Source organism: Delftia sp. RIT313, assembly GCF_000632165.1.
Taxonomy (GTDB): Bacteria; Pseudomonadota; Gammaproteobacteria; order Burkholderiales; family Burkholderiaceae_C; genus Comamonas; species Comamonas acidovorans.
Genome location: NZ_JFYT01000035.1, coordinates 248,192 through 271,331, shown reverse-complemented (window position 1 = coordinate 271,331; position 23,140 = coordinate 248,192). Strand labels below are relative to the sequence as shown.

The 23,140-nt window shown below is 65.5% G+C and carries 33 protein-coding genes and 1 riboswitch; of the genes, 21 read left to right on the top strand and 12 right to left on the bottom strand.

Annotated elements, in window-relative coordinates:
* The first annotated feature begins 11 nt into the window (after positions 1 to 11).
* Positions 12 to 872, top strand: a complete 861-nt coding sequence (locus tag BW39_RS08705) for an isocitrate lyase/PEP mutase family protein (RefSeq protein WP_043821101.1) — start codon at positions 12 to 14, stop codon at positions 870 to 872.
* Positions 873 to 916: 44 nt separating this feature from the next.
* Here BW39_RS08705 and BW39_RS08700 read toward each other — a convergent pair whose 3' ends face one another.
* Positions 917 to 1,513 carry a TetR/AcrR family transcriptional regulator gene (locus BW39_RS08700; RefSeq protein ID WP_043821174.1) on the bottom strand — a complete coding sequence of 199 codons (597 nt, stop codon included), beginning with the start codon at positions 1,511 to 1,513 and terminating at the stop codon, positions 917 to 919.
* 122 nt (positions 1,514 to 1,635) lie between these two features.
* Between BW39_RS08700 and BW39_RS08695 the strand changes: the two genes are divergently transcribed.
* Positions 1,636 to 2,856, top strand: a complete 1,221-nt coding sequence (locus BW39_RS08695; RefSeq protein ID WP_043821099.1) for an MFS transporter — start codon at positions 1,636 to 1,638, stop codon at positions 2,854 to 2,856.
* A gap of 34 nt (positions 2,857 to 2,890) precedes the next feature.
* Here BW39_RS08695 and BW39_RS08690 read toward each other — a convergent pair whose 3' ends face one another.
* Entirely contained in the window at positions 2,891 to 3,772 is an 882-nt protein-coding gene (locus tag BW39_RS08690) for a LysR family transcriptional regulator (protein ID WP_043821097.1), read from the bottom strand.
* 114 nt (positions 3,773 to 3,886) lie between these two features.
* Between BW39_RS08690 and BW39_RS08685 the strand changes: the two genes are divergently transcribed.
* Positions 3,887 to 5,431 carry an MFS transporter gene (locus BW39_RS08685; RefSeq protein WP_043821095.1) on the top strand — a complete coding sequence of 515 codons (1,545 nt, stop codon included), beginning with the start codon at positions 3,887 to 3,889 and terminating at the stop codon, positions 5,429 to 5,431.
* Between the two features lie 103 nt (positions 5,432 to 5,534).
* Here BW39_RS08685 and BW39_RS08680 read toward each other — a convergent pair whose 3' ends face one another.
* From BW39_RS08680 to BW39_RS30930, 3 genes are all read right to left on the bottom strand, one after another.
* On the bottom strand, positions 5,535 to 6,116 hold the full coding sequence (locus BW39_RS08680) for a Fe-Mn family superoxide dismutase (RefSeq protein ID WP_012205408.1): 582 nt from the start codon (positions 6,114 to 6,116) through the stop codon (positions 5,535 to 5,537).
* A 318-nt stretch (positions 6,117 to 6,434) separates the two neighbouring features.
* Positions 6,435 to 7,772, bottom strand: a complete 1,338-nt coding sequence (xseA, locus tag BW39_RS08675; protein WP_043821093.1) for an exodeoxyribonuclease VII large subunit — start codon at positions 7,770 to 7,772, stop codon at positions 6,435 to 6,437.
* The gene (locus tag BW39_RS30930; protein ID WP_139093503.1) at positions 7,769 to 8,020 is read right to left on the bottom strand and encodes a hypothetical protein; all 252 of its coding nucleotides are present in this window, start codon (positions 8,018 to 8,020) and stop codon (positions 7,769 to 7,771) included. The genes xseA and BW39_RS30930 overlap by 4 nt, the downstream gene beginning before the upstream one ends.
* 147 nt (positions 8,021 to 8,167) lie before the next feature.
* On the opposite strand from BW39_RS30930, the gene BW39_RS08670 reads away from it, so the two are divergent.
* The 6 genes from BW39_RS08670 (at position 8,168) to adk (ending at position 12,308) form a co-directional block, all read left to right on the top strand.
* On the top strand, positions 8,168 to 8,800 hold the full coding sequence (locus BW39_RS08670) for a MotA/TolQ/ExbB proton channel family protein (RefSeq protein WP_012205406.1): 633 nt from the start codon (positions 8,168 to 8,170) through the stop codon (positions 8,798 to 8,800).
* A gap of 31 nt (positions 8,801 to 8,831) precedes the next feature.
* Entirely contained in the window at positions 8,832 to 9,257 is a 426-nt protein-coding gene (locus tag BW39_RS08665) for an ExbD/TolR family protein (RefSeq protein WP_012205405.1), read from the top strand.
* 13 nt (positions 9,258 to 9,270) lie between these two features.
* Positions 9,271 to 10,287 carry a tetraacyldisaccharide 4'-kinase gene (gene lpxK, locus BW39_RS08660; RefSeq protein WP_043821091.1) on the top strand — a complete coding sequence of 339 codons (1,017 nt, stop codon included), beginning with the start codon at positions 9,271 to 9,273 and terminating at the stop codon, positions 10,285 to 10,287.
* Between the two features lie 64 nt (positions 10,288 to 10,351).
* Positions 10,352 to 10,534, top strand: a complete 183-nt coding sequence (locus BW39_RS08655; protein WP_012205403.1) for a Trm112 family protein — start codon at positions 10,352 to 10,354, stop codon at positions 10,532 to 10,534.
* Between the two features lie 67 nt (positions 10,535 to 10,601).
* Positions 10,602 to 11,387 (top strand): 3-deoxy-manno-octulosonate cytidylyltransferase, encoded by a 786-nt coding sequence (gene kdsB, locus BW39_RS08650; RefSeq protein WP_043821088.1) that lies wholly within the window; start codon positions 10,602 to 10,604, stop codon positions 11,385 to 11,387.
* Between the two features lie 264 nt (positions 11,388 to 11,651).
* Positions 11,652 to 12,308, top strand: coding sequence for an adenylate kinase (gene adk / locus BW39_RS08645; RefSeq protein ID WP_012205401.1), 657 nt, complete (start codon positions 11,652 to 11,654; stop codon positions 12,306 to 12,308).
* Positions 12,309 to 12,400: 92 nt separating this feature from the next.
* On the opposite strand, the gene BW39_RS08640 is transcribed toward adk, so the two are convergent.
* Positions 12,401 to 13,390: an asparaginase gene (locus BW39_RS08640; protein ID WP_043821172.1), complete on the bottom strand. Its 990-nt coding sequence runs from the start codon at positions 13,388 to 13,390 to the stop codon at positions 12,401 to 12,403.
* 98 nt (positions 13,391 to 13,488) lie between these two features.
* Here BW39_RS08640 and lexA point away from each other — a divergent pair, with 98 nt between their 5' ends.
* The 5 genes from lexA to BW39_RS08620 all read left to right on the top strand — a co-directional run bounded on the left by lexA (position 13,489) and on the right by BW39_RS08620 (position 16,455).
* Positions 13,489 to 14,163, top strand: coding sequence for a transcriptional repressor LexA (gene lexA / locus BW39_RS08635; protein ID WP_012205399.1), 675 nt, complete (start codon positions 13,489 to 13,491; stop codon positions 14,161 to 14,163).
* Positions 14,164 to 14,325: 162 nt separating this feature from the next.
* Positions 14,326 to 14,748: a hypothetical protein gene (locus BW39_RS08630; protein ID WP_043821086.1), complete on the top strand. Its 423-nt coding sequence runs from the start codon at positions 14,326 to 14,328 to the stop codon at positions 14,746 to 14,748.
* 27 nt (positions 14,749 to 14,775) lie between these two features.
* Complete coding sequence (locus tag BW39_RS31515) at positions 14,776 to 14,922, top strand: hypothetical protein (RefSeq protein WP_161786979.1); 147 nt, start codon at positions 14,776 to 14,778, stop codon at positions 14,920 to 14,922.
* An 80-nt stretch (positions 14,923 to 15,002) separates the two neighbouring features.
* Complete coding sequence (locus BW39_RS08625) at positions 15,003 to 15,479, top strand: sigma-70 family RNA polymerase sigma factor (RefSeq protein ID WP_043781909.1); 477 nt, start codon at positions 15,003 to 15,005, stop codon at positions 15,477 to 15,479.
* A gap of 4 nt (positions 15,480 to 15,483) precedes the next feature.
* Positions 15,484 to 16,455 (top strand): FecR domain-containing protein, encoded by a 972-nt coding sequence (locus tag BW39_RS08620; RefSeq protein ID WP_043821084.1) that lies wholly within the window; start codon positions 15,484 to 15,486, stop codon positions 16,453 to 16,455.
* A 47-nt stretch (positions 16,456 to 16,502) separates the two neighbouring features.
* Here the strand turns inward: BW39_RS08620 and BW39_RS08615 are convergent, their stop codons facing one another.
* Positions 16,503 to 17,060 carry an AAA family ATPase gene (locus BW39_RS08615; RefSeq protein WP_043821171.1) on the bottom strand — a complete coding sequence of 186 codons (558 nt, stop codon included), beginning with the start codon at positions 17,058 to 17,060 and terminating at the stop codon, positions 16,503 to 16,505.
* Positions 17,061 to 17,238: 178 nt separating this feature from the next.
* Positions 17,239 to 17,625 (bottom strand): fluoride efflux transporter CrcB, encoded by a 387-nt coding sequence (gene crcB, locus BW39_RS08610; protein ID WP_034393102.1) that lies wholly within the window; start codon positions 17,623 to 17,625, stop codon positions 17,239 to 17,241.
* An 81-nt stretch (positions 17,626 to 17,706) separates the two neighbouring features.
* Positions 17,707 to 17,770: riboswitch (Fluoride riboswitch) on the bottom strand.
* A gap of 113 nt (positions 17,771 to 17,883) precedes the next feature.
* Between crcB and BW39_RS08605 the strand changes: the two genes are divergently transcribed.
* The 3 genes from BW39_RS08605 (at position 17,884) to BW39_RS30925 (ending at position 19,398) form a co-directional block, all read left to right on the top strand.
* Positions 17,884 to 18,087: a hypothetical protein gene (locus BW39_RS08605; protein WP_043821082.1), complete on the top strand. Its 204-nt coding sequence runs from the start codon at positions 17,884 to 17,886 to the stop codon at positions 18,085 to 18,087.
* Positions 18,088 to 18,194: 107 nt separating this feature from the next.
* Complete coding sequence (locus BW39_RS30210) at positions 18,195 to 18,725, top strand: DUF4124 domain-containing protein (protein ID WP_081816163.1); 531 nt, start codon at positions 18,195 to 18,197, stop codon at positions 18,723 to 18,725.
* A 442-nt stretch (positions 18,726 to 19,167) separates the two neighbouring features.
* On the top strand, positions 19,168 to 19,398 hold the full coding sequence (locus tag BW39_RS30925) for a hypothetical protein (RefSeq protein WP_152547207.1): 231 nt from the start codon (positions 19,168 to 19,170) through the stop codon (positions 19,396 to 19,398).
* Positions 19,399 to 19,470: 72 nt separating this feature from the next.
* Here the strand turns inward: BW39_RS30925 and BW39_RS08595 are convergent, their stop codons facing one another.
* Positions 19,471 to 20,169 (bottom strand): SOS response-associated peptidase, encoded by a 699-nt coding sequence (locus BW39_RS08595; protein ID WP_043821080.1) that lies wholly within the window; start codon positions 20,167 to 20,169, stop codon positions 19,471 to 19,473.
* A 53-nt stretch (positions 20,170 to 20,222) separates the two neighbouring features.
* Here BW39_RS08595 and BW39_RS08590 point away from each other — a divergent pair, with 53 nt between their 5' ends.
* From BW39_RS08590 to BW39_RS08575, 4 genes are read left to right on the top strand one after another with little or no spacing between them, the layout of a single operon-like run.
* Positions 20,223 to 20,501, top strand: coding sequence for a hypothetical protein (locus tag BW39_RS08590; RefSeq protein ID WP_043821078.1), 279 nt, complete (start codon positions 20,223 to 20,225; stop codon positions 20,499 to 20,501).
* A gap of 20 nt (positions 20,502 to 20,521) precedes the next feature.
* Positions 20,522 to 20,731: a hypothetical protein gene (locus BW39_RS08585; RefSeq protein WP_017406858.1), complete on the top strand. Its 210-nt coding sequence runs from the start codon at positions 20,522 to 20,524 to the stop codon at positions 20,729 to 20,731.
* Between the two features lie 8 nt (positions 20,732 to 20,739).
* Entirely contained in the window at positions 20,740 to 20,982 is a 243-nt protein-coding gene (locus BW39_RS08580) for a hypothetical protein (RefSeq protein WP_043821076.1), read from the top strand.
* Between the two features lie 5 nt (positions 20,983 to 20,987).
* On the top strand, positions 20,988 to 21,194 hold the full coding sequence (locus BW39_RS08575) for a hypothetical protein (RefSeq protein WP_043821074.1): 207 nt from the start codon (positions 20,988 to 20,990) through the stop codon (positions 21,192 to 21,194).
* A 9-nt stretch (positions 21,195 to 21,203) separates the two neighbouring features.
* Here BW39_RS08575 and BW39_RS08570 read toward each other — a convergent pair whose 3' ends face one another.
* From BW39_RS08570 to BW39_RS08560, 3 genes are read right to left on the bottom strand one after another with little or no spacing between them, the layout of a single operon-like run.
* Positions 21,204 to 21,665, bottom strand: a complete 462-nt coding sequence (locus BW39_RS08570) for a DUF421 domain-containing protein (RefSeq protein WP_013802139.1) — start codon at positions 21,663 to 21,665, stop codon at positions 21,204 to 21,206.
* A gap of 12 nt (positions 21,666 to 21,677) precedes the next feature.
* Positions 21,678 to 22,271: an isochorismatase family cysteine hydrolase gene (locus BW39_RS08565; RefSeq protein WP_043821072.1), complete on the bottom strand. Its 594-nt coding sequence runs from the start codon at positions 22,269 to 22,271 to the stop codon at positions 21,678 to 21,680.
* A complete protein-coding gene (locus tag BW39_RS08560) occupies positions 22,271 to 22,879 on the bottom strand; it encodes a hypothetical protein (protein ID WP_013802137.1) in 609 nt (202 codons plus the stop codon). The genes BW39_RS08565 and BW39_RS08560 overlap by 1 nt, the downstream gene beginning before the upstream one ends.
* Positions 22,880 to 23,140 lie beyond the last annotated feature (261 nt).

Below are 23,140 nucleotides of genomic sequence, written 5' to 3'. Positions count from 1 at the left end.
CACCACCATCCATGAACACCAAGCAACAACTCAAGGCCCTGGCCGAAGCGCGCCGCGGCGTGCTCGTGCCCGGCGCATTCAACGCGCTGTCCGCGCGCGTCGTGGCCGATCTCGGCTTCGAGGCCATCTATGTGACCGGAGCCGGCGTGACCAACATGTGGTTCGGCCTGCCCGACCAGGCCTTCATGGGCCTGACCGACATCGCCGACCACACGGCCCGCATCCGTGATGCGGTGGATCTGCCGCTGATCGTCGATGCCGACACCGGCTTTGGCAACGCGCTCAACACCTACCACGCCGTGCGCACGTTGGAGCGCGCAGGCGCCGACTGCATCCAGATCGAGGACCAGATCAGCCCCAAGCGCTGCGGCCATTTCAATGGCAAGGAAGTGATTTCCACCGACGAGATGCTGGGCAAGATCAAGGCCGCCGTGGACGCGCGCCGCGACCAGGGCACGCTGATCATGGCGCGCACCGATGCCTGCGCCACGCAGGGCTTCGAGGCCGCCGTGGAGCGCGCCCAGCGCTTTGCCGAGGCGGGAGCCGACATCCTCTTCGTGGAAGCCGTGACCCAGGCCGAAGAAATCCGCGCCCTGCCCCAGCGCCTGTCCACGCCGCAGCTGATGAACATGGTGATCGGAGGCAAGACGCCCATCACCGACGCGGGCGAGCTGGCAGACCTGGGCTATGGCCTGGTGCTGTATGCCAATGCCGCGCTGCAAGGCGCCGTGGCGGGCATGCAAAGGGCGCTGGGCCAACTGCGCAACGAGCGCAGGGTGGACGAGAACCCCGCTGTGGTCGCCCCCTTTGCCGAGCGCCAGCGCCTGGTCAACAAGCCGTTCTGGGACGCGCTGGAAAAGAAGTACGAGTGAAGCGCGAGTGAAGTTCGAGCGAGGGCGGGCTGGCGCAGCGCCGCTCAGCCCCTCGCAGGCGCCTTCCACCCCTTGAGCGTCAACTCCAGCGCCTGCAGCGCCTGCTGCAGGCGTTCGGGGGGCGCCCCTTCCTCGGCAATCCAGAACGCGGATTCCACCAGGCAGCCATTGAGCAGCCGCGACATGGCCAGCGGGCTGGCGCGCACGATCACGCCGCGGTCCATGAGCTGCTCCAGGTAGCCGGCCACGAAGGCGATGCAGGCGCGGTGCTGCTCGCCCTGGTCCGTGCCGGTGAGCACGGCGCGCGCATCCTGCAGCACGATGCGGCGTATCTCGCCCTCCTGTGCCATGGCCAGGTAGGCGCGGCAGTAGGCCAGGAACCCCTCCCAGGGGTCGGCATGGTCGGCCAGCACCTGCTCCAGGCGTGCGTCCATCTCGGCATCCATCTGCGCCACCACGGCGGCCAGCAGGCCCGGCTTGCCACCGAAATGGTGGTACAGCGCGCCGCGCGTCAGGCCGGCCTTGGCCGTCAATTCGTCCATGGAGGCCTGGGAATAGCCCTGGCTGCCAAAGGCCTCGCGCGCAGCCTCGATGAGCTTGGCGCGTGTCTCCTCGATCATGCTGGCCCGGCTTTTGCGCATGGCGCACTCCATTCACATACAAAACGTATGCCAATGATACGGCGCGTCATGGCCAACCCGTAGAATCGCTGACATACGCCGCGTATGTGATTGCAGCGGCCTGTCCGTTTTCCGAGGTTTCCATGTTCCACGCCTACCGCCAGCTGTTCACCCGGCCCGGCACGGCCGCCTTTGTGCTGGCCGGTCTCCTGGCCCGCCTGCCCCTGTCGATGACGGGCATCGGCCTGATCACCATGCTGTCCCAGCAGCGCGGCGCCTACACACTGGCCGGCGCGGTCGCGGCCTGCTTTGCGCTGTCCATTGCGGTGCTGGCGCCGCGCATCTCGGCCCTGGTGGACCGCCATGGCCAGCGCAAGGTACTGCCCTGGGCAGCGGCCGTGAGTGCTGCCGCCATGTTCGCGCTGCTGGCCTGCGCGCATTGGCAGGGGCCGGATTGGCTGCTGCTGGTGCTGGCAGCGCTGGTGGGCGCCCTGCCCAGCATGCCGGCCATGGTGCGCGCGCGCTGGACCGTGCTGCTGCGTGGCACGCCCCAGCTGCAGACGGCCTATGCGCTGGAGGCCGTGCTGGACGATGTCTGCTTCATCGTCGGCCCGCCGCTGTCGGTGGGCCTGAGCATGGTGCTGTTCCCCGAGGCCGGGCCGCTGGCCGCCTCCTTGCTGCTGCTGGTGGGCGTGGCGCTGTTCGTGGCCCAGCGCCGCACAGAGCCGCCCGTGGACACATCGCAGCAGCGCACGCGCCAGCAATCGCTGGCCCGCCATCCCGTGGTGCGCACGCTGGCGCTGTTCATGCTGGCCCAGGGCATCATCGTGGGCACCATCGACGTGGCCAGCGTGGCCTTTGCCACGCATCAGGGCCAGCCGGCGGCGGCCAGCATCGTGCTGTCGTTCTATGCGCTGGGGTCCTGCGTGATGGGACTGGTGTTCGGCACGCTGCGCCTGCAGGCGCCGCTGCACCGCCAGATTGCCTGGGTGGGCGCCTCGGTGTGCATCACCGCCGTGCCCCTGCTGCTGGCCACCAATGTGTTCACGCTGACCCTGGCCGTGTTGCTGGCCGGCATTACCTTCGGGCCGACCATCACCGTGGCCATGGGCCTGGTGGAGCAGCAGGTGCCGCACCAGCGCCTGACCGAAGGCATGACCTGGCTGCTGACCGGCATTGCCATGGGCGTGGCCCTGGGCGCGGCCGCCGCAGGCTGGGCCACCGACCTGTGGGGCGCGCGCATTTCCTTCGTGGTGGCGCTGCTGGCCGGTGTCGCCATGTGGGCCCTGGGCGTGCTGGCCGCACGCCAGGCACGAGCGAAAGAGAGCCAGCCCGCCGAAGACGCAGCCGCCGCCTGCACCTGAACACGGCCGCAACGCCCGCGCCAGCCCAGACTGCTCAGGCCGTGGCCATCAGGGCCAGCAGCTCGGCCAGGCGCTGGCGCATCCACAGCGCTTCGGCCCCGGGCGCCAGCCCTTCCAGCCAGAGCATGCGCACGGTCAGCGGCGGCAGCGCCAGCCCCTCGCAGGCGCGTTGCCGCAGATGCGGGCGCAGATCGCCGAACTCGGCAATATTGACCGGCAGAATGGCCCAGCCCAGGCCGTCGGCCACCATGTCGGCAATCACATAGAAGCTGTTGGAGCGCCAGACGGCGGGACTGAGCACGGTATCCTCCACGCCCTCGATGTGCATCAGCAACTGGCGGTGCGCGGCCAGCTGCCTGCGCGTGAGGGCCGCCGTGCCATCGAGCACATGGCCCTTGGCCACGCAAATGGTCTGCGGCACGCTGCCGATATGGCGCTGGGCACAGGTGGCCGGCGCAGGCGCTCGGTCGAACTGGAAGGCGACCTGGGCACGCTGCGCCGCCACATGCTCGGCCACTTCGGAGGCCGTGCCGTTCAGGACGGTCAGCTCCATGGCCGGAAAGCGCGCCGCCAGCTCCTTGAACAGCTGGGCCAGCGGCACATAGGGCAATGCCTCGTCCAGCGCAACGGCCAGGCGTGCCTGCCCGCCTGAGGCCAGGGCGCGGGCACGGTGGTCCATGGCCTGGGCCTGGTGCAGCAGGGACCGGGCCTCCAGCAGCATCACCTCCCCTGCCGCCGTCAGCTGCACGCGGCGCCCCACGCGGTCGAAGAGCTCCAGCCCCAGGTCGGCTTCCAGCAGGCCGATGGCCGTGCTCACGGCCGACTGCGCACGCCCCAGGCGACGGGCGGCCTCGGTCATGGTGCCGGCTTCGGCCACCGCCACGAAATGCTTCAGCCTGTCGAGTGTCCATTCCATCCATCAATTTTATGGATGGAATCAAACTTTGATAAATCATTTCATTGATGGAAACTGTGGTTTTCATCAAGAAGGAAGCCCTGGCCCACAAGGCCCGGGGCAAACAGGTGCTTTATGGCGTTCACAACGCAAACCCAGAACCCCGTTTCGGGGCATCTTCCAAAATCCCAGGCGGCCGATCCGCGCCGCTGGCTGGTGCTGGCCATCGTCTCGGTGGCGCTGCTGCTCATCGTCATCGACATGACGGTGCTCTACACGGCGCTTCCGCGCCTGACACATGACCTGGCGGCCACGGCCTCGGCCAAGCTGTGGATCGTCAACATCTACGCCCTGGTGGTCTCCGGCCTGCTGCTGGGCATGGGCACGCTGGGCGACAGGCTCGGCCACAAGCGGCTGTTCATGGCCGGGCTGTGCGTGTTCGGTGTGGCATCGCTGTGCGCGGCCTTTGCGCCCTCGCCCGCCTTGCTGATTGCAGCACGTGCGCTGCTGGGAGTGGGCGCGGCCATGATGATGCCGGCCACGCTGTCCCTGATCCGCCTGAGCTTTGCCGATGAGCGCGAGCGCGCGCTGGCCATCGGCATCTGGGCCTCGGTGGCCTCGGGCGGTGCGGCCTTCGGGCCGGTGGTGGGCGGGCTGCTGCTCGAATACTTCTGGTGGGGCTCGGTGTTCCTGATCAATGTGCCCATCGTGCTGCTCGCCCTGCCCCTGGCCGGCTGGCTGATTCCCGCAGGCACGGCTACCTCGCAGCGGCCCTGGGACTTCATCGGCTCATTGCAGGTCATGGCAGGCCTGGTGGGCAGCACCTACGCCATCAAGGAAGCCGGCAAACAATCGCCCGACTGGGCCCTGGCCGCCGCGACCCTGGTGCTGGGCCTGGGCTTTCTCGCGCTGTTCGTGCGGCGCCAGCGTCGCAGCAGCGACCCGCTGCTGGACTTCGCGCTGTTCCGCAACCCGGCGTTTGCCACGGCCGTGGCCTCGGCCCTGGTGGCAGCGGCCGCGCTGATCGGCATGGAGCTCGTGTTCAGCCAGCGCCTGCAACTGGTGCAGGGACTGTCGCCACTGCAGGCCGGCCTGGCCGTGCTGCCGCTGCCGCTGGCCGCCTTTGTGGCCGGCCCCGTGGCAGGCCACTGGCTGCCACGCCTGGGCGGCGCGCGCATGCTGCCGGCAGCGCTGCTGCTGTCGGGCCTGGGCATGGGCGGCTATCTGCTGGTCCACGACATGGGCTGGTGGCCGCAGGCGGCGGCGCTGGCCGTGCTGGGCCTGGGCATAGGCGCGGCCATGACCACGGCGTCGAGCACCATCATGCAAAGCGCTCCCGCGGACCGTGCCGGCATGGCGGCCTCGGTCGAGGAGGTGTCATACGAGCTGGGCGGCGCACTGGGCGTGACGCTGATGGGCAGCCTGCTGTCGGCCATCTATGCAGGCTCACTGCACCTGCCGGAGGGCCTGGACCTAGCCCTGCCCGATTCCGTGCGCGACAGCCTGGACGAAGCCCTGCTGGCTGCCGATCAGCTGATGCCCCAGGCCGCGCACCAGTTGACCGAACTGGCACGCACGGCCTTCGGCCAGGGTTTCAGCGCCGTGATCGCCAGCGCCACGCTGCTGCTGGTCTGCACGGCACTGTGGACGGGCTGGAGGCTGCGCGCTCAGCGCCGCTGAGCCGTCGCCTTCCTCTCGAAAAGCAAAAAGCCCCGTTCGGGGCTTTTTGCGTTGCGTGCACATGGTGTGCACATGGCGTGCACACGTCGTACCTGCGCTTCGATCAGGCGAAGTTCTGCTCGGCAAACTTCCAGTTCACCAGTTGGCCGAGGAAGGTCTCGACGAACTTGGGACGCAGGTTGCGGTAGTCGATGTAGTAGGCGTGTTCCCAGACGTCCACGGTCAGCAGGGCCTTGTCTTCCGTGGTCAGGGGCGTGCCGGCAGCGCCGGTGTTGACGATGTCCACCGAACCGTCGGCCTTCTTGACCAGCCAGGTCCAGCCAGAGCCGAAGTTGCCCACGGCCGACTTCACGAAGGCTTCCTTGAAGGCGGCGTAGCTGCCCCACTTCTTGTTGATGGCGTCAGCCAGTGCGCCGGTAGGCTCGCCGCCACCGTTGGGGGCCATGCAGTTCCAGAAGAAGGTGTGGTTCCAGATCTGGGCTGCGTTGTTGTAGATGCCGCCGGAAGACTTCTTGACGATCTCTTCCAGGGTCATGTTTTCGAATTCGGTGCCCTTTTGCAGGTTGTTCAGGTTCACCACATAGGCGTTGTGGTGCTTGCCATGGTGGTACTCCAGCGTTTCCTGGCTGTAGTGGGGTGCCAGCGCGTCAATCGCATAGGGCAGAGGGGGCAAGGTATGTTCCATGGTGTTTCCTTCGTGGTTGAAATCTTTTAGGACGGGCCAGCACCTGTTGCGCAGAGCGCCTGCAGCGCCTGCCGTGACCGTCGCGCGGGGCCTGCACTGCGCGCATTGCTGCGAGCCCTGGCCCTCACGCACCCGAACGGGCATTGTAGGAACAACTTCGTGACCCTGCGGCGAAAGCGCGCGCCAAATGGCCCATCTTGGCCCGCTGCTGCGAGGGTGGATGTGAATTGACCTTGATCCGGCCAATCGGCCTACACGGATACCGCCTGCCGCCCGCCACTCCCTGCACGCCGAACGCTGCACACAGCGGGCCGCAGTTCAGAGCAGGCGCGGCTGCGTCACCACCAGGTCCAGGCTGCCGTCGGCCAGCTGTGCCTGCAAGGCCGTGCCCGGTGGCGCGCTGCGCGCCTCGGTCACGGGATGGCCCTCGGCATCGGTCAGCAGGGCATAGCCGCGCTGCAGCACCAGGCGCGGGTCCAGCAGTTGCAGGCGAAGCTCCATGCGCGCCAGGTGATCCGCGCGCCGGTCCAGGCCGCGACGCATGCCGGCAGGCAATTGCGCCTGCAGGCCCTGCCCCGCATGGTCCATGCGCTGCAACCGCAACTGCATGGCATGGCGCAATCGCTGGGCCTGGCGGCTGAGCTGCAGCCGGCTGCGGGCCAGTTGCTCGCTGGGCCGGCCCAGGCGCTGCGCTGCCAGGTCAAGGCGCTGCTGCTGGCGGTCCAGCAGCCGCTGCACGGAGTCCTCCAGGCGGCCCTGCATGAGCTGCAGCGCACCCATCCAGACCTCGCGCGGCTGGCTCACCAGTTCGGCCGCCGCCGTGGGCGTGGGCGCGCGCAGGTCGGCGCAGAAGTCGGCAATGGTGAAATCGGTCTCGTGCCCCACGCCGCAGATCAGGGGCACCGGGCTTTGCACGATGGTGCGGGCCAGGCGCTCGTCATTGAAGGCCCAAAGGTCTTCAATGGAGCCGCCCCCGCGCACCAGCAAGATGGTGTCGATGGGCGGCGCGCCGGCCACCGAGCCATCAACCGAGCCCGCGCCTTCCCGCGCCAGGTCATAAAGCCTTTGCAGCGCATCGATCAGGGAGGCCGGCGCCTGCGCGCCCTGCACCAGGGCAGGCACCAGCACCACGGGGATATGGGGCACGCGGCGGCGCAGCGCCGTGATCACGTCGTGCAGCGCAGCAGCCCCCGGCGAAGTCACCACGCCAATGCCGCGCGGCAGCGGCGGCAGGCTGCGCTTTCGGGCCGCGTCGAAAAGGCCTTCGGCCTCCAGCTGCGCCTTCAGCCGAAGGAACTGCTCGAACAGGGCGCCCTGGCCCGCACGCTGCATGCTCTCGACGACCAGTTGCAGATCGCCGCGCTGCTCGTAGACGCCCAGCCGGCCCCGCAACTCGACCAGTTCGCCGTCGCGCGGCGAAAAATCCATGAGCTGGGCCGCACGCCGGAACATGGCGCAGCGGATCTGCCCGCCCGCGTCCTTGATGCTGAAGTAGCAATGGCCGCTGGCCGCGCGGGAAAAGCCGCTGATCTCCCCGCGCACCGCCACCGGATTGAAGCGTGCCTGCAAGGCGTCGCTCACGGCGCGGCACAGCGCGCCGACTTCCCAGACCAGCGGCGCCGCTGCTGGGTTCATTGCGCCGAATGCACCACTCATGCGGCCTCCCGGTCTGCATGCAGTGCAACATTCTCCACAGGCAGGCGGATGCAGACCCGAGCAGGCACTTTGGCGGCAATTTGCAGAAGCACTCTCAAAAACACCTCGCAAGCAATTGATTCATAAAGATTTTTTTGCTGCAACAAAGAATTCACATTTGTCACAGTGTCCATTCGCCGCCGCAGCGGCGTTTGCGCAACCCGCTTGATAACAAAGTTATCCACAGAAATTTGTGCTATAGCGACCATCCAAAATCCCGGATATGGGGAGCCGCCCGTTGCCTGGATGCTGCGCCGGGTCACAGTTTTCAGGCGATCGTGGACACGAGACGCCTGGACCGGCCATATGGCTGGGCCATAATCGTCGGCTGCAGTTAAACGCGGGGGGAAAACAACTTGCTGTCGATCATACAAGCCGCAGGCTGGCCGATCTGGCCACTGATTGCCTGCTCCATCCTGGCTCTGGCCCTGGTCTTTGAACGTTTCGTGGCGCTGAAAACGGCCCGCGTGGCGCCGCCCGCCCTGCTGGGCGAGGCGATTTCCGTGTCCTCGCGCGGCCTGCCCAGCCAGGAAGTCGTGCAGCAGCTATCCCAGAACTCCACGCTGGGCGAAGTCCTGGCAAGCGGACTGCGCGCCCTGCAAGCCCATCCGGACAGCAGCGAAGAAGAGCTTCGCGCCTCCATGGAAGGCGCCGGCCGCGCCGCTGCCCACACGCTGGAAAAGCACCTGAGCGCGCTGGCCACCATCGCTTCTGCCGCGCCTTTGCTGGGCCTGCTGGGCACGGTGATCGGCATGATCGAGATCTTCGGCTCGCAAGGCGGCGCATCGGCCACCGGTGGCGGCAACCCGGCGCAGCTGGCGGCCGGCATCTCCATCGCCCTGTACAACACGGCCTTCGGCCTGATCGTCGCCATTCCGGCGCTGATCTTCTGGCGCTACTTCCGCGCCCGCGTCGATGGCTACCTGCTGGGCATGGAGCTGGCTTCCGAGCAGTTCGTGCGCCACCTGGTGCGCGTCGGCGGCAAGTGAACCCGCAGAACCCGCACGCGAGAGACCTGCCATGAACTTCCGTCCCCGCCGCCGTGACGAGCCCGAGATCAACCTGATCCCGTTCATCGATGTGCTGCTGGTGGTGCTGATCTTTCTGATGCTGTCCACCACCTACAGCAAGTTCACCGAGCTGCAGCTGACCCTTCCCGTGGCCGATGTCGAGCAGCAGCGCGACCGGCCCCGCGAAATCATCGTCGCCATCGCTGCCGACGGCCGCTACGCCATCAACAAGACCGCCGTGGAAGACCGCAGTGTCACCGGCCTGACCCAGGCACTGGCCGCAGCGGCAGTTGCCGGCAAGGACAGCGTGGTCATCATCAGCGCCGACGCCACCGCGCCGCACCAGTCCGTGGTGTCGGTGATGGAGGCCTCGCGCCGCGCCGGACTGTCCCAGATCACCTTTGCCACGCAGACCTCGGCCAGCGCCGGGCGCTGAGGGCAAGGCCTCCATGCCCGGGAATGGCCCCGCCCCCGCAGCACGGGGGCTTCGCGCGGCCTGGCGCCACCGCGGCCCGCTGGCCTGCGCGCTCCTTCCCCTGTCCCTGCTGTACCGCGGCTTGCTGGGCCTGCATCGGCTGCCCTATGCACTGGGTTTCAGGCGTGCAGGCCAGGCCGGCATTCCGGTCATCGTCGTCGGCAACGTGATTGCGGGCGGCGCCGGAAAGACCCCCGTCACGCTCGCCCTGGCCCGCCATCTGCGGGACGGCGGCTGGAGCCCCGGCATCGTCTCGCGCGGCTATGGCCGCAGCACGGATGATTGCCGAGAAGCCCATCCCGACAGCGCCCCCGCCGACGTGGGTGACGAGCCCGCGCTGCTGGCGCGTGCCAGCGGCGTGCCGGTCTTCGTGGCCCGCAAGCGCATCGAGGCCGTCCAGGCCCTGCGCGCCCGCCATCCCCAGGTGGATGTGGTCATCAGCGACGACGGCCTGCAGCACCTGGCCCTGTCCCGCGACATCGAGCTGTGCGTCTTCAATGACGACGGCATCGGCAATGGCTGGCTGCTGCCGGCAGGCCCGCTGCGCGAACCCTGGCCGCGCCCCGTCACCGCCGTGCTGCACGCGGGCGCCTGCCCGCCAACGGATGCGCCCGCCTTTGCCATGCAGCGCCAACTGGCCGCTGAAGGCGTCAATGCGCACGGTGAGCGCATTGCCCTGGCGGCCCTGCGCGGACGGCCCGTGGAGGCCGTGGCCGCCGTGGCCCGGCCCGAGGCCTTTTTCTCCATGCTGGCCACTGAACAGGGCCTGGCGCTGGAGCATGCCCAGGCGCTGCCGGATCACTATAATTTTGAGAGCTTCCAGCGCCTGGGACGCAATGAAGACCCGCTGGTCTGCACCGAAAAGGATGCGGTCAAGCTGTGGCGCACCCACCCCCAGGCCTGGTCCGTTGCGCTGCAATTGCAGCTGCCGCCAGATTTCTGGGCGCTGCTGGATCAGCGGCTGCAGGCGCTGCGCAGGCCACGCGCCTGACTATCATCACCGTCTTGGCTGGCCGCCACGGCCCGCCCTCCCCCTCCAAAACACAGGATCCGCCATGGACGCCAAACTTCTCGAACTGCTGGTCTGCCCCGTCACCAAGGGCCCGCTGCGCTTTGACCGCGAGCACCAGGAACTGGTCTCGCGCAGCGCGCGCCTGGCCTACCCCGTGCGCGACGGCATTCCGGTGCTGCTGGAGGCCGAAGCCCGCACGCTGGACGACGACGAGCTCGAGGACTGATCGCGCCGCAAGGCCCGATTTCCGACAACGCCCGCGCCCGCACTTTCGACCTTCTCCGCAACGCACCATGCCCACCGCGCCCTTCACGGTTATGATTCCTGCCCGCCTTGCCTCCAGCCGCCTGCCAGGCAAGCCCCTCGCAGACATTGCAGGCCTTCCCATGGTCGTGCGCGTGGCACAGCGTGCCGGCCTCAGCAGCGCCACGCGCTGCGTGGTCGCGGCCGATGACGAAAGCATCGTCGCCGCCTGCGCCGCGCACGGCGTTGCGGCCGTGCTCACCCGCAGCGACCACGCCAGCGGCAGCGACCGCCTGGCCGAGGCCTGCGAACTGCTGGGCCTGGATGGCGACGACATCGTCGTCAACGTCCAGGGCGACGAACCGTTGATCGCTCCCGACCTCATCGATGCCGTGGCCGCCCTGCTGCCGCAGCAGCCCTCGGCCAGCATGGGCACGGCGGCACATGCCATCGACAGCCTGGCCGACTTCACCAATCCGAACGTGGTCAAGGTCGTCTGCGATGCCCAGGGCATGGCCCACTATTTCAGCCGCGCCCCCATCCCCTTTGCGCGTGAACATGCAGGCCAGGCATGGTGGGAGACGGCATCTGCAGCTCCGGGCCACCCCGGCTTCGCACCACTGCGCCACATCGGCATCTACAGCTACCGTGCCGGCTTCCTGCGCAGCTTCCCGCAGCTTTCTCCCGCCCCTACCGAGGTGCTGGAGGCGCTGGAACAGTTGCGCGCGCTGTGGCACGGCCACCGCATCGCCGTCCACCTGACGCCCCATGCACCAGGCCCCGGCGTGGACACCCCCGAAGACCTGGAACGGGTGCGCGCCCGGTTGTCCGCCTGAATCCGATCCCGCATACGCCAATACAGATGCGCCAATGGCGATGCCCGGCATCGCCATTCACAACACAACTGCACATGCGGTTTTGTCGGACAGCAAAACGCAGTTTTTGGAGATTGCACAGGCGACAGTTTTGCCCTCTGCGTGTAAGCCAGTGTTAGCCCTGTGCGTGCTATCCTTGCCCGCGACAAAAATATGACGCATGGACTGTCCGCCCCGGTGGGCCGATCCGGCAGACAAGAATTTCTACTCTCCTCAAGGACTTCCATGAAACTGATTTTGTTGGGCGCACCCGGCGCCGGCAAAGGCACGCAAGCCGCTTTCATCTGCCAGAAGTACGGCATCCCCCAGATTTCCACCGGTGACATGCTGCGTGCCGCCGTCAAGGCCGGAACGCCCCTGGGCCAGCAGGCCAAGGCCGTGATGGACGCCGGCCAACTGGTCAGCGACGACCTGATCATCAATCTGGTCAAGGAACGCATCGCCCAGGCCGATTGCGCCAACGGCTTCCTGTTTGATGGATTTCCCCGCACCATTCCCCAGGCAGACGCCATGAAGGCCGCCGGCGTGAAGCTGGACTACGTGCTGGAGATCGACGTGCCCTTCGACGCCATCATCGAGCGCATGAGCGGCCGCCGTTCCCACCCCGCCTCGGGCCGCACCTACCACGTCAAGTTCAACCCGCCCAAGGTCGAAGGCCAGGACGACGTGACCGGCGAGCCGCTGGTGCAGCGCGAAGACGACAAGGAAGAAACCGTCAAGAAGCGCCTGGACGTCTACAGCAGCCAGACCCGCCCCCTGGTGGACTACTACCGCGCATGGGCCGAAAAGGAAGCCGCAGCGGCACCCAAGTACCGCGCCATCAGCGGCCTGGGCTCGGTCGAGGACATCACCCAACGCGCACTGGCTGCACTGGCTGAGTGATGCAGGCCATGTGCCGCAACGAAAAAAGCACCCGCCGGGTGCTTTTTTGTTGACCGCCAGCAACTGAAGAAATGCCGGCGTCATCGCCCGGCTCAATCGCGCGGCTGCGCTGCCAGCGCCAGCATCATCGCAATCCGAGCCTTTGCCACGGGCAGATGCGCCAGATCGGCCTCTGCCGGGTTGGTCCCAAGGCCGGAGGCCACGGGCAGGCCTTCGGCACAGCGCGTGCCTCGCCAGATCCAGACACCCCTGTCGCGGGCACACTGCAAGGCCGCTTCCATGCTTTCGTGAACCGTCGCATTGCCCGTGCCAGCCACGACGATGCCACGCACGCCTGCCGCCACCAGCGCATCCACGCCGCTGGCACGCGCCAAGGCGCCGCTGAACACCACCTCGACCCAGGGCAGCTCATCCAGCGCCAGCAGATCAGATGACATGGCCGCAGGCACCATGGCCCCCGTGGACGGCGCGGCGGGGGAGGACGGCGCATCGGGCACCAGCCAGCGCACACGCCCTTCCTCCACCAACGCCTGCGGCCCGCCTTCCACGGAGCGCATTGCCTGCAGCCGGTAGGGATGGACCTTCTGCACCTGGGCTGCCGCATGCACCTCGCCGCCTGCCACCACCCATACGCCGCTGCGCCCGCCGCTGGCAGCCACGGTCACGGCATCGCGCAGATTCTGCGGTCCGTCAGCCAACAGAGCCGTGGCCGGGCGCATGGCGCAGGTCAACACAATGGGCTTGGTGGCCGGCAGCAGGCTGTGCAGCAGCCAGGCCGTCTCTTCCAGCGTGTCCGTTCCATGCGTGATCACCACGGCGCGTGTGTCCGAATCCTCCAGTGCCTGCGTGCAGGCGCGCAGCAACGCGCGCCACACGGGCCAGTCCATATCCTTGCTGTCCACCTGCGCGATCTGCTGCGTCTGCACGGGTCCCAGCGCCTGCTGCTCCAGGTCCGGCACAGCCTCCAGCAGCGATTGCACCGTGATCTGCCCGGCCTTGTACCCCACGCCCTGCGACTGCGAATCCGCCCGGCCGGCGATGGTCCCGCCCGTGCCCAGAATCACCAACTTTGACTGCCCCACTTGCACCTCTTGGAAAACTGGTTAAAAATACAGATACTGTATAAATCATCAGATGGCCTCCCAGCCTGCCATCTGCCCTCAAGGACCGGACGCACGCCATGCTCGACCATCCCAAGCTCACCGCCCGCCAGCAACAGATCCTGGACCTGATCCAGGCCGCCATCTCCCGCACGGGCGCGCCTCCCACCCGCGCGGAAATCGCCAACACGCTGGGCTTCAAGTCCGCCAACGCTGCCGAGGAACACCTGCAGGCCCTGGCCCGCAAAGGTGTGATCGAACTGGTCAGCGGCACCTCGCGCGGCATTCGCCTGCGTACCGACACCGTGCGCAACATCAATGCCGCGCGCGGCACCAGCTTCGGACTGCCGCTGTCGGCCCTGGCGCCGCTGATGCTGCCCCTGGTGGGCCGCGTTGCGGCGGGCTCGCCCATTCTCGCGCAGGAACACATCGACCAAACCTATTCCGTCGAGCCCAGCCTGTTCCAGACGCGCCCCGACTATCTGCTGCGCGTGCGCGGCATGTCCATGCGCGACGCGGGCATCATGGACGGTGACCTGCTGGCCGTGCAGTCCGCACACGAAGCCCGCAACGGCCAGATCGTCGTGGCGCGCCTGGGTGATGAAGTCACCGTCAAGCGCCTGCGCCGCACCACGCAGGGCGTGGAACTTCTGCCGGAAAACCCCGATTACCCGGTGATCCGCGTCGCCCCCGAAGAGGCCTTTGCCATTGAAGGCCTGGCCGTGGGGCTGATCCGCAACAGCATGTCCATGTAAGCCGGACTGGCGGCCCTTCTTCGGCCGCCTCACCCCATTTCACGCACCGCCCAGGTGGTAGGCGCGAAGCCTTGGAGCTTCGCCCTGGGCGGAGCTTTGCCCGCAAACCGCAATCCTGCCTGTGTCCATGCCTCTTTGAAACACGCCAACAGGAGTCGTCACATGGGATTCGCTCTGCCAACACTGTCTTCTTTTTCCTTCCTGCGCCTGGCACATGGCATCCGCCTGACTGCGACCGCCATGGAGTCGGCCATGCCACTTGCACAAGCCCCTGCGTGCCAGCCATTACCTGCTGCAGCACCCGAGCCCGCCAACGTGATCTCTTTCAGCAAGGCACGCCGGCGCAGCCAGCAGCGCCGCGGCAAGGCCGCACGCGCTGCAGACCATGGAGATGCCCAGCTGATCCTGCCCTTGCTGCCGACGCAGCCCGCCCTGCAATCCGCACCTGAGCAGCCTTCAGGCCTGCGCATCATCCAGCGGTCGCCGCAGGAACAGCCGGAATGCCTGTTCATTTCCGGGCGCATGGCGGATGTCTGCGCTGCGCTGGAGCGCATGGAGGCGCATGGCGGACCGGCAGCCAACTGAGGCCCGATGCAAGGTGTGCGACACACCTTGCACGACACAAACCTGGGCGGCGCGGACCGCGTGCCGCACGAGGAATCGGCCTGCGCAAAGCTGGTGCAGGCTGGCGGCCACCACTGCCCTGTAGCGCACATGCAACAAGTGGACGCCCTCTTTGCGGGAGGGGCGCCGGCCTGAAAGATAATTGATAATCATTCTTATTATCTTTTGCAGCAGCGATTGCCACTGCGCCCGCCTCCTCCGCCCCAGCCTTCTCCGTGCACAGCCTCTACCAGAACCACCATCCCTGGCTGGAAAGCCTGCTGCGCAAACGCCTGGGAAACCGTGACGATGCCGCCGACCTGGCCCAGGACACCTTTGTGCGTCTGCTGCGCTCGCCCCTGCCGCAGCAGGACATCCGCGAACCCAGGCGCTACCTGGCCACCATCGCCCGGGGCCTGGTCGCCGACCTGTTTCGCCGCCGCACGCTGGAGCAGTCCTATCTGGACTATCTGGCCCAGTTGCCGCAATCGCTGGCGCCTTCGCCCGAAGAGCAGGCCATCGTCCAGCAGACCCTGCTGGATGTGGACCGCATGCTCCAGGGTCTTCCCCCCAAGGTTCGCGAAGCCTTCGTGCTGGCCCAGTTCGAGGAACTGAGCTACCCAGAGATCGCCCAGCGCCTGGGTGTATCGCTGCGCACCGTCAGCAACTACCTGACCCGGGCGATGGAGCATTGCTGCCTGGTCCTGGCATAGCCACATGGGCGAGAGACATCTGGAAGGCAACGACCGCCGCGCCCTGCATGAGGCCGCCGCCTGGCACGTGAAACTGCGCGGCGCCTCTGCCACAGCAGGCCTGCAACAGGACTGGCAAAAATGGCATGAGGCCGATCCCGCCCACCAGCGCGCCTGGCTGCGCGTGCAATCCGTCACCGCGCAACTGTCGCATCTGCCCGCCCCCCTGGCGCGCCAGGCGCTGGGCCGTCGCGCCTCGCCCACCCGCCGCTCCGTAGTGCGCGGCGTGGCTCTGGGCCTGGGCAGCGGCGCCACGGCCTGGATGGCCTGGAAAGGCGCACCACTGGAAAGCTGGCAGGCCGGGCAGCGCACAGCCACGGGCGAGCGCCGGGATCTAAAGCTACCCGACGGCTCCCTGGTGGCCCTGGATACGGCAACCGCCTTGGACACCGTTTTCGACGACCGCCAGCGCCTGCTGCGCCTGCACCGTGGTCGCATCCTCGTCGCCACCGAGCCCGACGCACTGGGCCGCCCCTTCAGCGTGCAGACCCCGCAAGGCCACGTACTGGCCCTGGGCACGCGCTTCACGGTCCATCTTGCGGACGATGGCCTGTGCCACGTCACCGTGCAGGAAAAGGCCGTGCGCCTGCAGCCTCTGGACAGCGATGCGCCCTCCGCGCAATTGCAGGCCGGACAGCAGGCCGCCTTCTCGTCCAGCGCCACCCAGCCGCCCACGTCCGCAGACCCCTTTGCAGCCAGCTGGCATGAAGGCGGCCTGGTCGCGCTGGACATGCCGTTGGGCCAGCTGATTGACGCCCTTGCCCGCTACCGGCCCGGCTACCTGGGCTGCTCGGCCGAGGTCGCCGGGATGCCTGTCTCGGGCGCCTTTCCCGTGGATGACACGGATCGCGCCCTGGCCGCGCTCGTCAGCCGCTTTCCTCTGCAACTGCGAACCCGCACCCGCTATTGGGTGGAGGTGCAAGCGCGATCAAGCTGAGATGATGGGATGGGGCCGTGGCGAAGTCTCTTTTCCAGGCCGGCACTTCAGACAGGCGCGTACGGGTGACGCACCACGTCGAAGCCCTCCTCGTCGGAGGGCGCGACAAAGTAGCTCGTGATCAGATCGAATTGCTCATCGCTGGCCTGAAATGGATGCTCGCCTGCCGCATTGCGCACACGCAAGCGCCGCTTGCAGACCTCGTCAGGCACATCCAGAAAATGCAGGCGGTGCGAGGCGCCCACTTTCTCGAACACGCTGCGCGCCCACCCCCTCCCCTCCAGGGTATTGGCCGGAAAATCCAGCACCACCGACACGCCAGCGTCCAGCAGCGCCTGTACATGCGCCCCCATCAACCCCTTGAGCCGCGTGCTGCAACGCACGTAATCGGCCACCGACTGCATCTCGCCGGGGTACAGGCCGGCCAGCCAGGAATCCTCGCTGACCAACACCGTTCCGGGCCCGGCCGCCAATTGCCGCGCCAGCGTTGACTTGCCCGAGCCGATCTTGCCGCAGACCATGTGCAGCGTGGCAAGCCGCGCGTTGGCGGCAGGGGCATCGGCATATTCTGCGCAACGGGGCCGGGACTGTTCGGAAACCTGCATATCCATCTCCTGAAAGGCTTGAGAAAACCCCGGAGACGGAATGAAAAAACCCGCCTCCTCTGGGCGGGTTGCATGGCGCTGAAGGCCGCTGGCTAACCCACCATCCAATGGATGGTGCGAATAATCTGCGTTGCGTTCAGGCGGGCCATGGCACACAGCATAGCGCAATCACGGTGTCTCAATGGGCCACCATGCGCACCAGCCCCAACCCCGCAAACAGCGCAGCCACGCCCAACACCAGCGAGCCCAGCGCATACAGCACGGAGGCCAGCCAGTCGCCACGCTCATACAGCATGCCGACCTCCAGCGCGTACGTCGAAAACGTGGTGAAGCCACCCAGAATGCCCGTGGTGATGAACAGCCGCGCACTCTGCGGCAGCGACGTCTTGAGCGCAAACCACTCCACCACCACCCCCATCACGAAGGCACCCAGCACATTGATCGCCAATGTACCCAGTGGATACGCACTGCCCACCAGCCGCAGCGCGAGCAAGTTTGTGCCATGCCGGAGCGCAGACCCCAGGCCGCCTCCAACGAACACCAGAATGAAACCGTAGAACCCCATGACCGTCCTTTCATCGAATAACCGGGACGGGCGTGCCGGGCAGGATCAAGACATGGCCCCGCCACCGGCAGGACCCATCCCACCAAGGCAGGAGCCATCAGCCCTTCGCAGGGCGGTTTCGGGAAGCTCCATTCCCATCGTGCAGCGAGTGCTGGCTGCGGGGGCGAGTTTACTCTGGACCTGGCAAGCGGCAGAGGTGTGAGATGGCGTTGCAGACGCTGGCTGTACCCTCCAAATGACCAACGGCACAATGCAACGATGAAATTCATCGTGCTCCTGATCATTGCAGCGGCCTTGCTGTACGGCACAGCAAGGCTTTCCAACATTCACATCGGTGAGCGCGCCGCGGGCGGCCATGACGGCACATCGACTCCGGTACAAGAACGTTTCAGGCAAGCCGAGAAGGAGGCTCAGGAGACCGCTGAAGCAGCCCGCCGCGCTGCCCTGCGGGACGCCGAGTGAAACTAGCCATTCGAACCAAGACGAAAGTTGCCGGGCATGCGGGTCAAAGGACTATTCTTCGTCTGTAATTCGATTCCGATCAGGCCCATCAATTCATCGATATGCATATGCGACTCTTGACCACAGCAATCTTTACCGCACTTTTCGCATTGCCTGCCGCAGCCCAGGTCTTTCAATGCAAGGATGCTTCTGGAAAGTCGACTTTCTCAGACAGTCCTTGCAGCAGCACTGACGCTGGAGCTCTGATACAGCGCAAAAAATCGGACGATGAGATCTCCCGTGAACGGGCTGATGCAGCACAGGCGAATGAACAAAAGTATCAGCGCCAGATGAACGAAATGCAGCAGCGCCAGATCGAGAGCCAGCAGCGTGTCATCGAGCAGCAAGCCCGCCAGACAACTGCTCCTGCGCCCGAGCAGCTCGGCGCGTCCCTTCAGTGCAAGCAGGCGCGCAAGGAGCTGGAATTCGTCTCCAGCATTCGCACCATTTCCCAAGACGAAAAACGGATGCGGACCAATGCGGCGATCACGGGTGTCAATGCTGCATGCGGCTCAAATACGCCCCTGATGCAGGAGCCGCCGAAGGTGATTGGGACACCGCGAGTACCCCACTCCATTCAGCAACCAGTTTCTCCATGAGAACCAAGCAAGGAACTGCCAGATATCAAGCGCAATCATGACTCCTCTCGCGCCACTCACCAGCGGGGGAACATATTCAGGCATTCTCCCAATGCCACACAGCCTCTTCAGACCGCCGCCAACCCGGTCTTCACCGACCTTGCCAACAGGCGGCCATCCACCAAGCCTTCTCAACATCGTCGTCGCCAATACGTTCCAGTGTGTAAGCCACTGATACGGTTGCGCGGAGCCGACCTTGTCCTGCCAGCCTGCGTTCGTTGGATAAGCCACGGGGCGAGCGGAGCAAGATGCAGCTTGCCATACGGAAGCAGCCTGTGCGGCTGGCATGGTGGGCCAACGGCCGCACTTCGCCGGCTTGAGCCTTTGCATCTGCGAGGCTTCTGTAACGACAGGTCCAAGATTTGGTACTGACCGAAGCCTCCAGCCTCAGGTAGGCACAAGCTTGAACGACAATGTGTTCGCCGGGCTTCAGGGCCTTGGCTGCGCGAGCCTCATAGAACCTTCAAGCAGCCCAGCTCAGGCAAGTGCCGACGATGCCGAAGACAGAGCGCAACAACAGATTAAAGTGTTTGCCGACTACATCTTGCGCGGCAAACCGGAGATAAATCAAAGGCTTATGACAGATTCACAGGCAATGAACATCATCATTCTTGAAGAAGCCTTCTCCCTCTGATTCTCAGAATATTCTCCAAAAGCTACACAAGAACCTACACCGCATTCAGCGGGGGGCGGGTTCTGCTTCTGCTTATTCCCCAGCTTTTAGAGCGAGCAGCTGCTCGGCAGGAAGCAGGCCCTCTTCCTCAGGCTTCTCTGCCCCGCTCAGCAACGCTCCCAGCGGCGGCAGCTTGATCAGCGCGTCGGCCTGCGCGGCCGTGCCGTGCAGCCAGGCATCCCAGTCGCCGGGCTCCAGCAGCACCACTCCCCTCTTCTCTTTTCCCGGCCGGTGCATCAGCGCGAGCACTGGGTGGCCGTCTGCAGGCTGCGTGATCATCGTGTAGTTCGGGACGAGCTCGCCTGTTTCTGGATCGGTCCATTCGCTGTACAGCCCGGCCAGGGCCGCCGGCTGCCCGTCCGCGCGCCGGAACGACCACCACACGTTGCGCGAGCCCAGCCCCCAATAGGGCTCCACCCAGCTCTCCACCGGAATCAGGCAGCGCTGGCCCGCGCGCCAGGCAGGTGCATAGGTCCAGGACTTTGCTACGGTCTCGCGCCGGGCGTTGTTGGTGGACATGGGCTTGCCGTCTGCAGTCATTGGCCGCCGCGTCTTCGAGCTGCGCGGGATCATGCCCCACTGCCCTATCTCAATCTCGCCACCGGGCTTGATGTACGGCCCCTGGGCCAGTGGTGTGACGTGCGGCTTCCACCATGGCAGTGGCGCCTGTCGGCCGACCCGCCACATGCGCTCAACTTCGATCTCACGCGGGGTGTTATATCGATTGCACATAAGTGGATGCTAACTTTTCTCGCTCTGCCAGATAACTGTATATTTATACAGCCATGAAAGTCAAAGTAACCATCCTCCGCGAGGCGGGCGCACGCAGCTATCACCGTGGCCCGCTGCAGTACATCAAGGGTGAGCTGGACCTGAAGCACTACGCAGTGCCTGATCAGCGCCGGACGATCCCTGTGCTGCGCATCCTTGGAGACAGCGCCAACAACCAGTTGTTCGAGCCCAAGCTGATCTATGCATGTGCGGGAAAGATGAAGTTCAGCGGACTGGAACGCTGCGACAGAGCATGGCACGCGCAGGAATGGTCCTGCGAGTTCGACTACTGACCCCACCCAGGAGGGCCACCATGTTGCTCACATACGAGGAATTCCCCACGTTGCTCACGATGCCGCGCTGGTTCGGCACACCCGAAGTCAAAGTCATGCCGGGCAAGCCGGAGGACTATTTCATCGAACAGCTGCATCCCGACTGGTTTCTTGTCTACGACTCGGACGGCGACATGGTCTACAGCGGTGTTGGCCCCGTGTCCGTGCACCAGTCAAACGCCCCCTTCTGAGAGCCACCATGCAAAACCCCATTGAGCGCGGCGTAATCGCCAAGGTGCGTGGAGAAGAAATGTCGGCGGCACAGCGCCTGCTGCCTGTTCCAGGACGTGGGCAGCTGCAGTACGTCACCAGTGAAGTCGACACCCTACTTGCTGGGCGCGTGTGTATCACATTCGAGCTGCAGATGTATGGCCACGGGCGCCACCGCTTCTGGCATTGGGTCGGCAAGGGAGCGGTGCAACTGGAGCAGCCCGCTGGCTGAGCCAAATGGACTCGCTCATCTGGGGCGGCGCGCCCACGGCGCCTGGCTGGTATGCGGTCGTGGTGGACTACGGCCGGCGCCCCTTCCCAGCGGCGCGACGCTGGTCTGGGTCGTTCTGGGACGATGCGCGCGGCATTCTTGCCTTCGACGGGCCGCACGCCGATGCAGAGGCGGCACTGGACTGGGCCATGGAGCGCTGCCCAGAGGATTGACAGGTTCGACTACTGCTTTTTCTGCACGCTAATGGATCCGTCGGCCTCCAGGAACATACAGCGGATTTCTGATTCCTCGCAGTCTGCCTCGCGCAGCGCCTTCTCGATATCGTTGCGCGATACCCGGTGGCTTTTGCGCGCACCCTCGAAGATCGTTCCATCCCGCCCCAGCAGCACCGCCTCGCCCTCCAGTAGCTTTTCCGCCCCGCGCCAGCGTGCCGTCACGAAACCCACGGCCGTATTCAACGCAATGAGGATCACGCACACCAGCAGCCCGCCAGGAAGGGACTGATCAGACCCTGTCATGGAAGGCCCCGCTGCCTCGCTAACCAGCATCACAACCAGCAGATCGAAAGGTGTGAACTGGCCCACCGTACGCCGCCCCGTCATGCGCATCATCAGCAGCAGCAGGACATAGACCGCCAGCGCACGTACGGACAACTCAAACGGATGGATGTCCAGGTTCCACATACCAACGCCCCTTCAATTCCGCCCCGCCCAGGGGCTACGCGCCGAAGCGCGCACTGAACACTTGAAGGCCTGCCTCAACTGCCGCAATGCCTGCTGCCGCCGCGCAGGCGTCTCGGCCGCCGTGCAATCGCTGGGCACCCAGACCTCATAGCCTGACATGCGTGCATCCGTAGCCGTGAGCATGACGCACATGTCCGCAGCAAACCCCACGATGACCAGCCTGCGCGCATGCATTCTGCCCAGCAGATGCAGCAGCGGCGTGGAATGAAAGGCCGAATGTTGGGGCTTGAGAATCACCAGATCATCCGCATCGGGCGCAAGCAGCCGAGCGATCTCGCCACGCTCGCCAGCCAACCCCTGGCAGGCGGCAAGAATGTCGCTGAACTCGCTGTGCCAAGTACCGTAGTTGTCGTTGGCGTAGATCGTAGCCACGCCCTTTTCACGAAGCCTGGCCTTGAGCCGGACAATGCGCCGGGCTGCCTGTACCGCTTCCTGCAGCAAAGGCCCGGCATTGGGAAATTGAAGCGGGTTGATGACATCCACCAACAACAGCACCTCCGCGCTGTGAGGCACTTGCGTGGGTTCTAACCACCTCGGCCTAGGCATCACAGCATGGATTCGCGTTGCTGCTCCGCTCGAGATGCGCCGATGGCAGTTTCAACCTGCTTGACCTCTTCAGGGGGAGGCAGGACTGCTGGCATACCCAAGCTCTGGATCCACAACTCGCGGCACCAACCCTTGGTGTGATACAGGTGATGATCTTCATCCTTTTCCACTCGAGCGTGAGCCTCCTTGAGGGCCTTGCCCGTTTCGCCTGTAGCCACCTCGGCGACCTTGCCCAGGAGCTCCCAGTTGGCGTGGTCCTTGGTCTCGGCGTGGACCACGCACTCGCACGCCACGAGTTGCGCAGCGGCTGCACTACCACCTCTGAGAGCCAATTCCATCGCCTTCACCAGCGATGATCCTATGTGCTTCACGACATCACGGGAAGGCGAAGCTTCGTCCGGATTGACCCCCAACAGTTCACATGTAGTGCGCACCACGTTCTGGTGGCTGAGCGTCTCTTCGAGATACTCTTCCCATTCCTTTTTAAGGTCATCGTTCAGGGCACAGGTCAGAGCAGTTCTATACACCTGCTCACCTCCCAGTTCCGTTTCCATCATCTGCAGCAACAGATCTTTGAGCTGAGAATCGTCATATCGTGGTTTAGCCATTTGCATACTCCGATTTACAGTTGCGGTCCGGCGATGGTCGGCCAACCTTGGCGCTTGGCGCGTAAGCAGCCACTGAAGGGTATGTAGTGCTTCTCGAAAGTTACGTGTACGTCCAAGACCGTCAAAGAATGACGGGCGGAGGCACAATGGCTGCATGAGATTCATCGTGCTACTGATCATCGCTGCAGCCCTATTCTACGGAGCGTCTCGGATTTCCCACATACAGATCGGTGAGCGCGCTACAGGCGGCTACGACGGCGC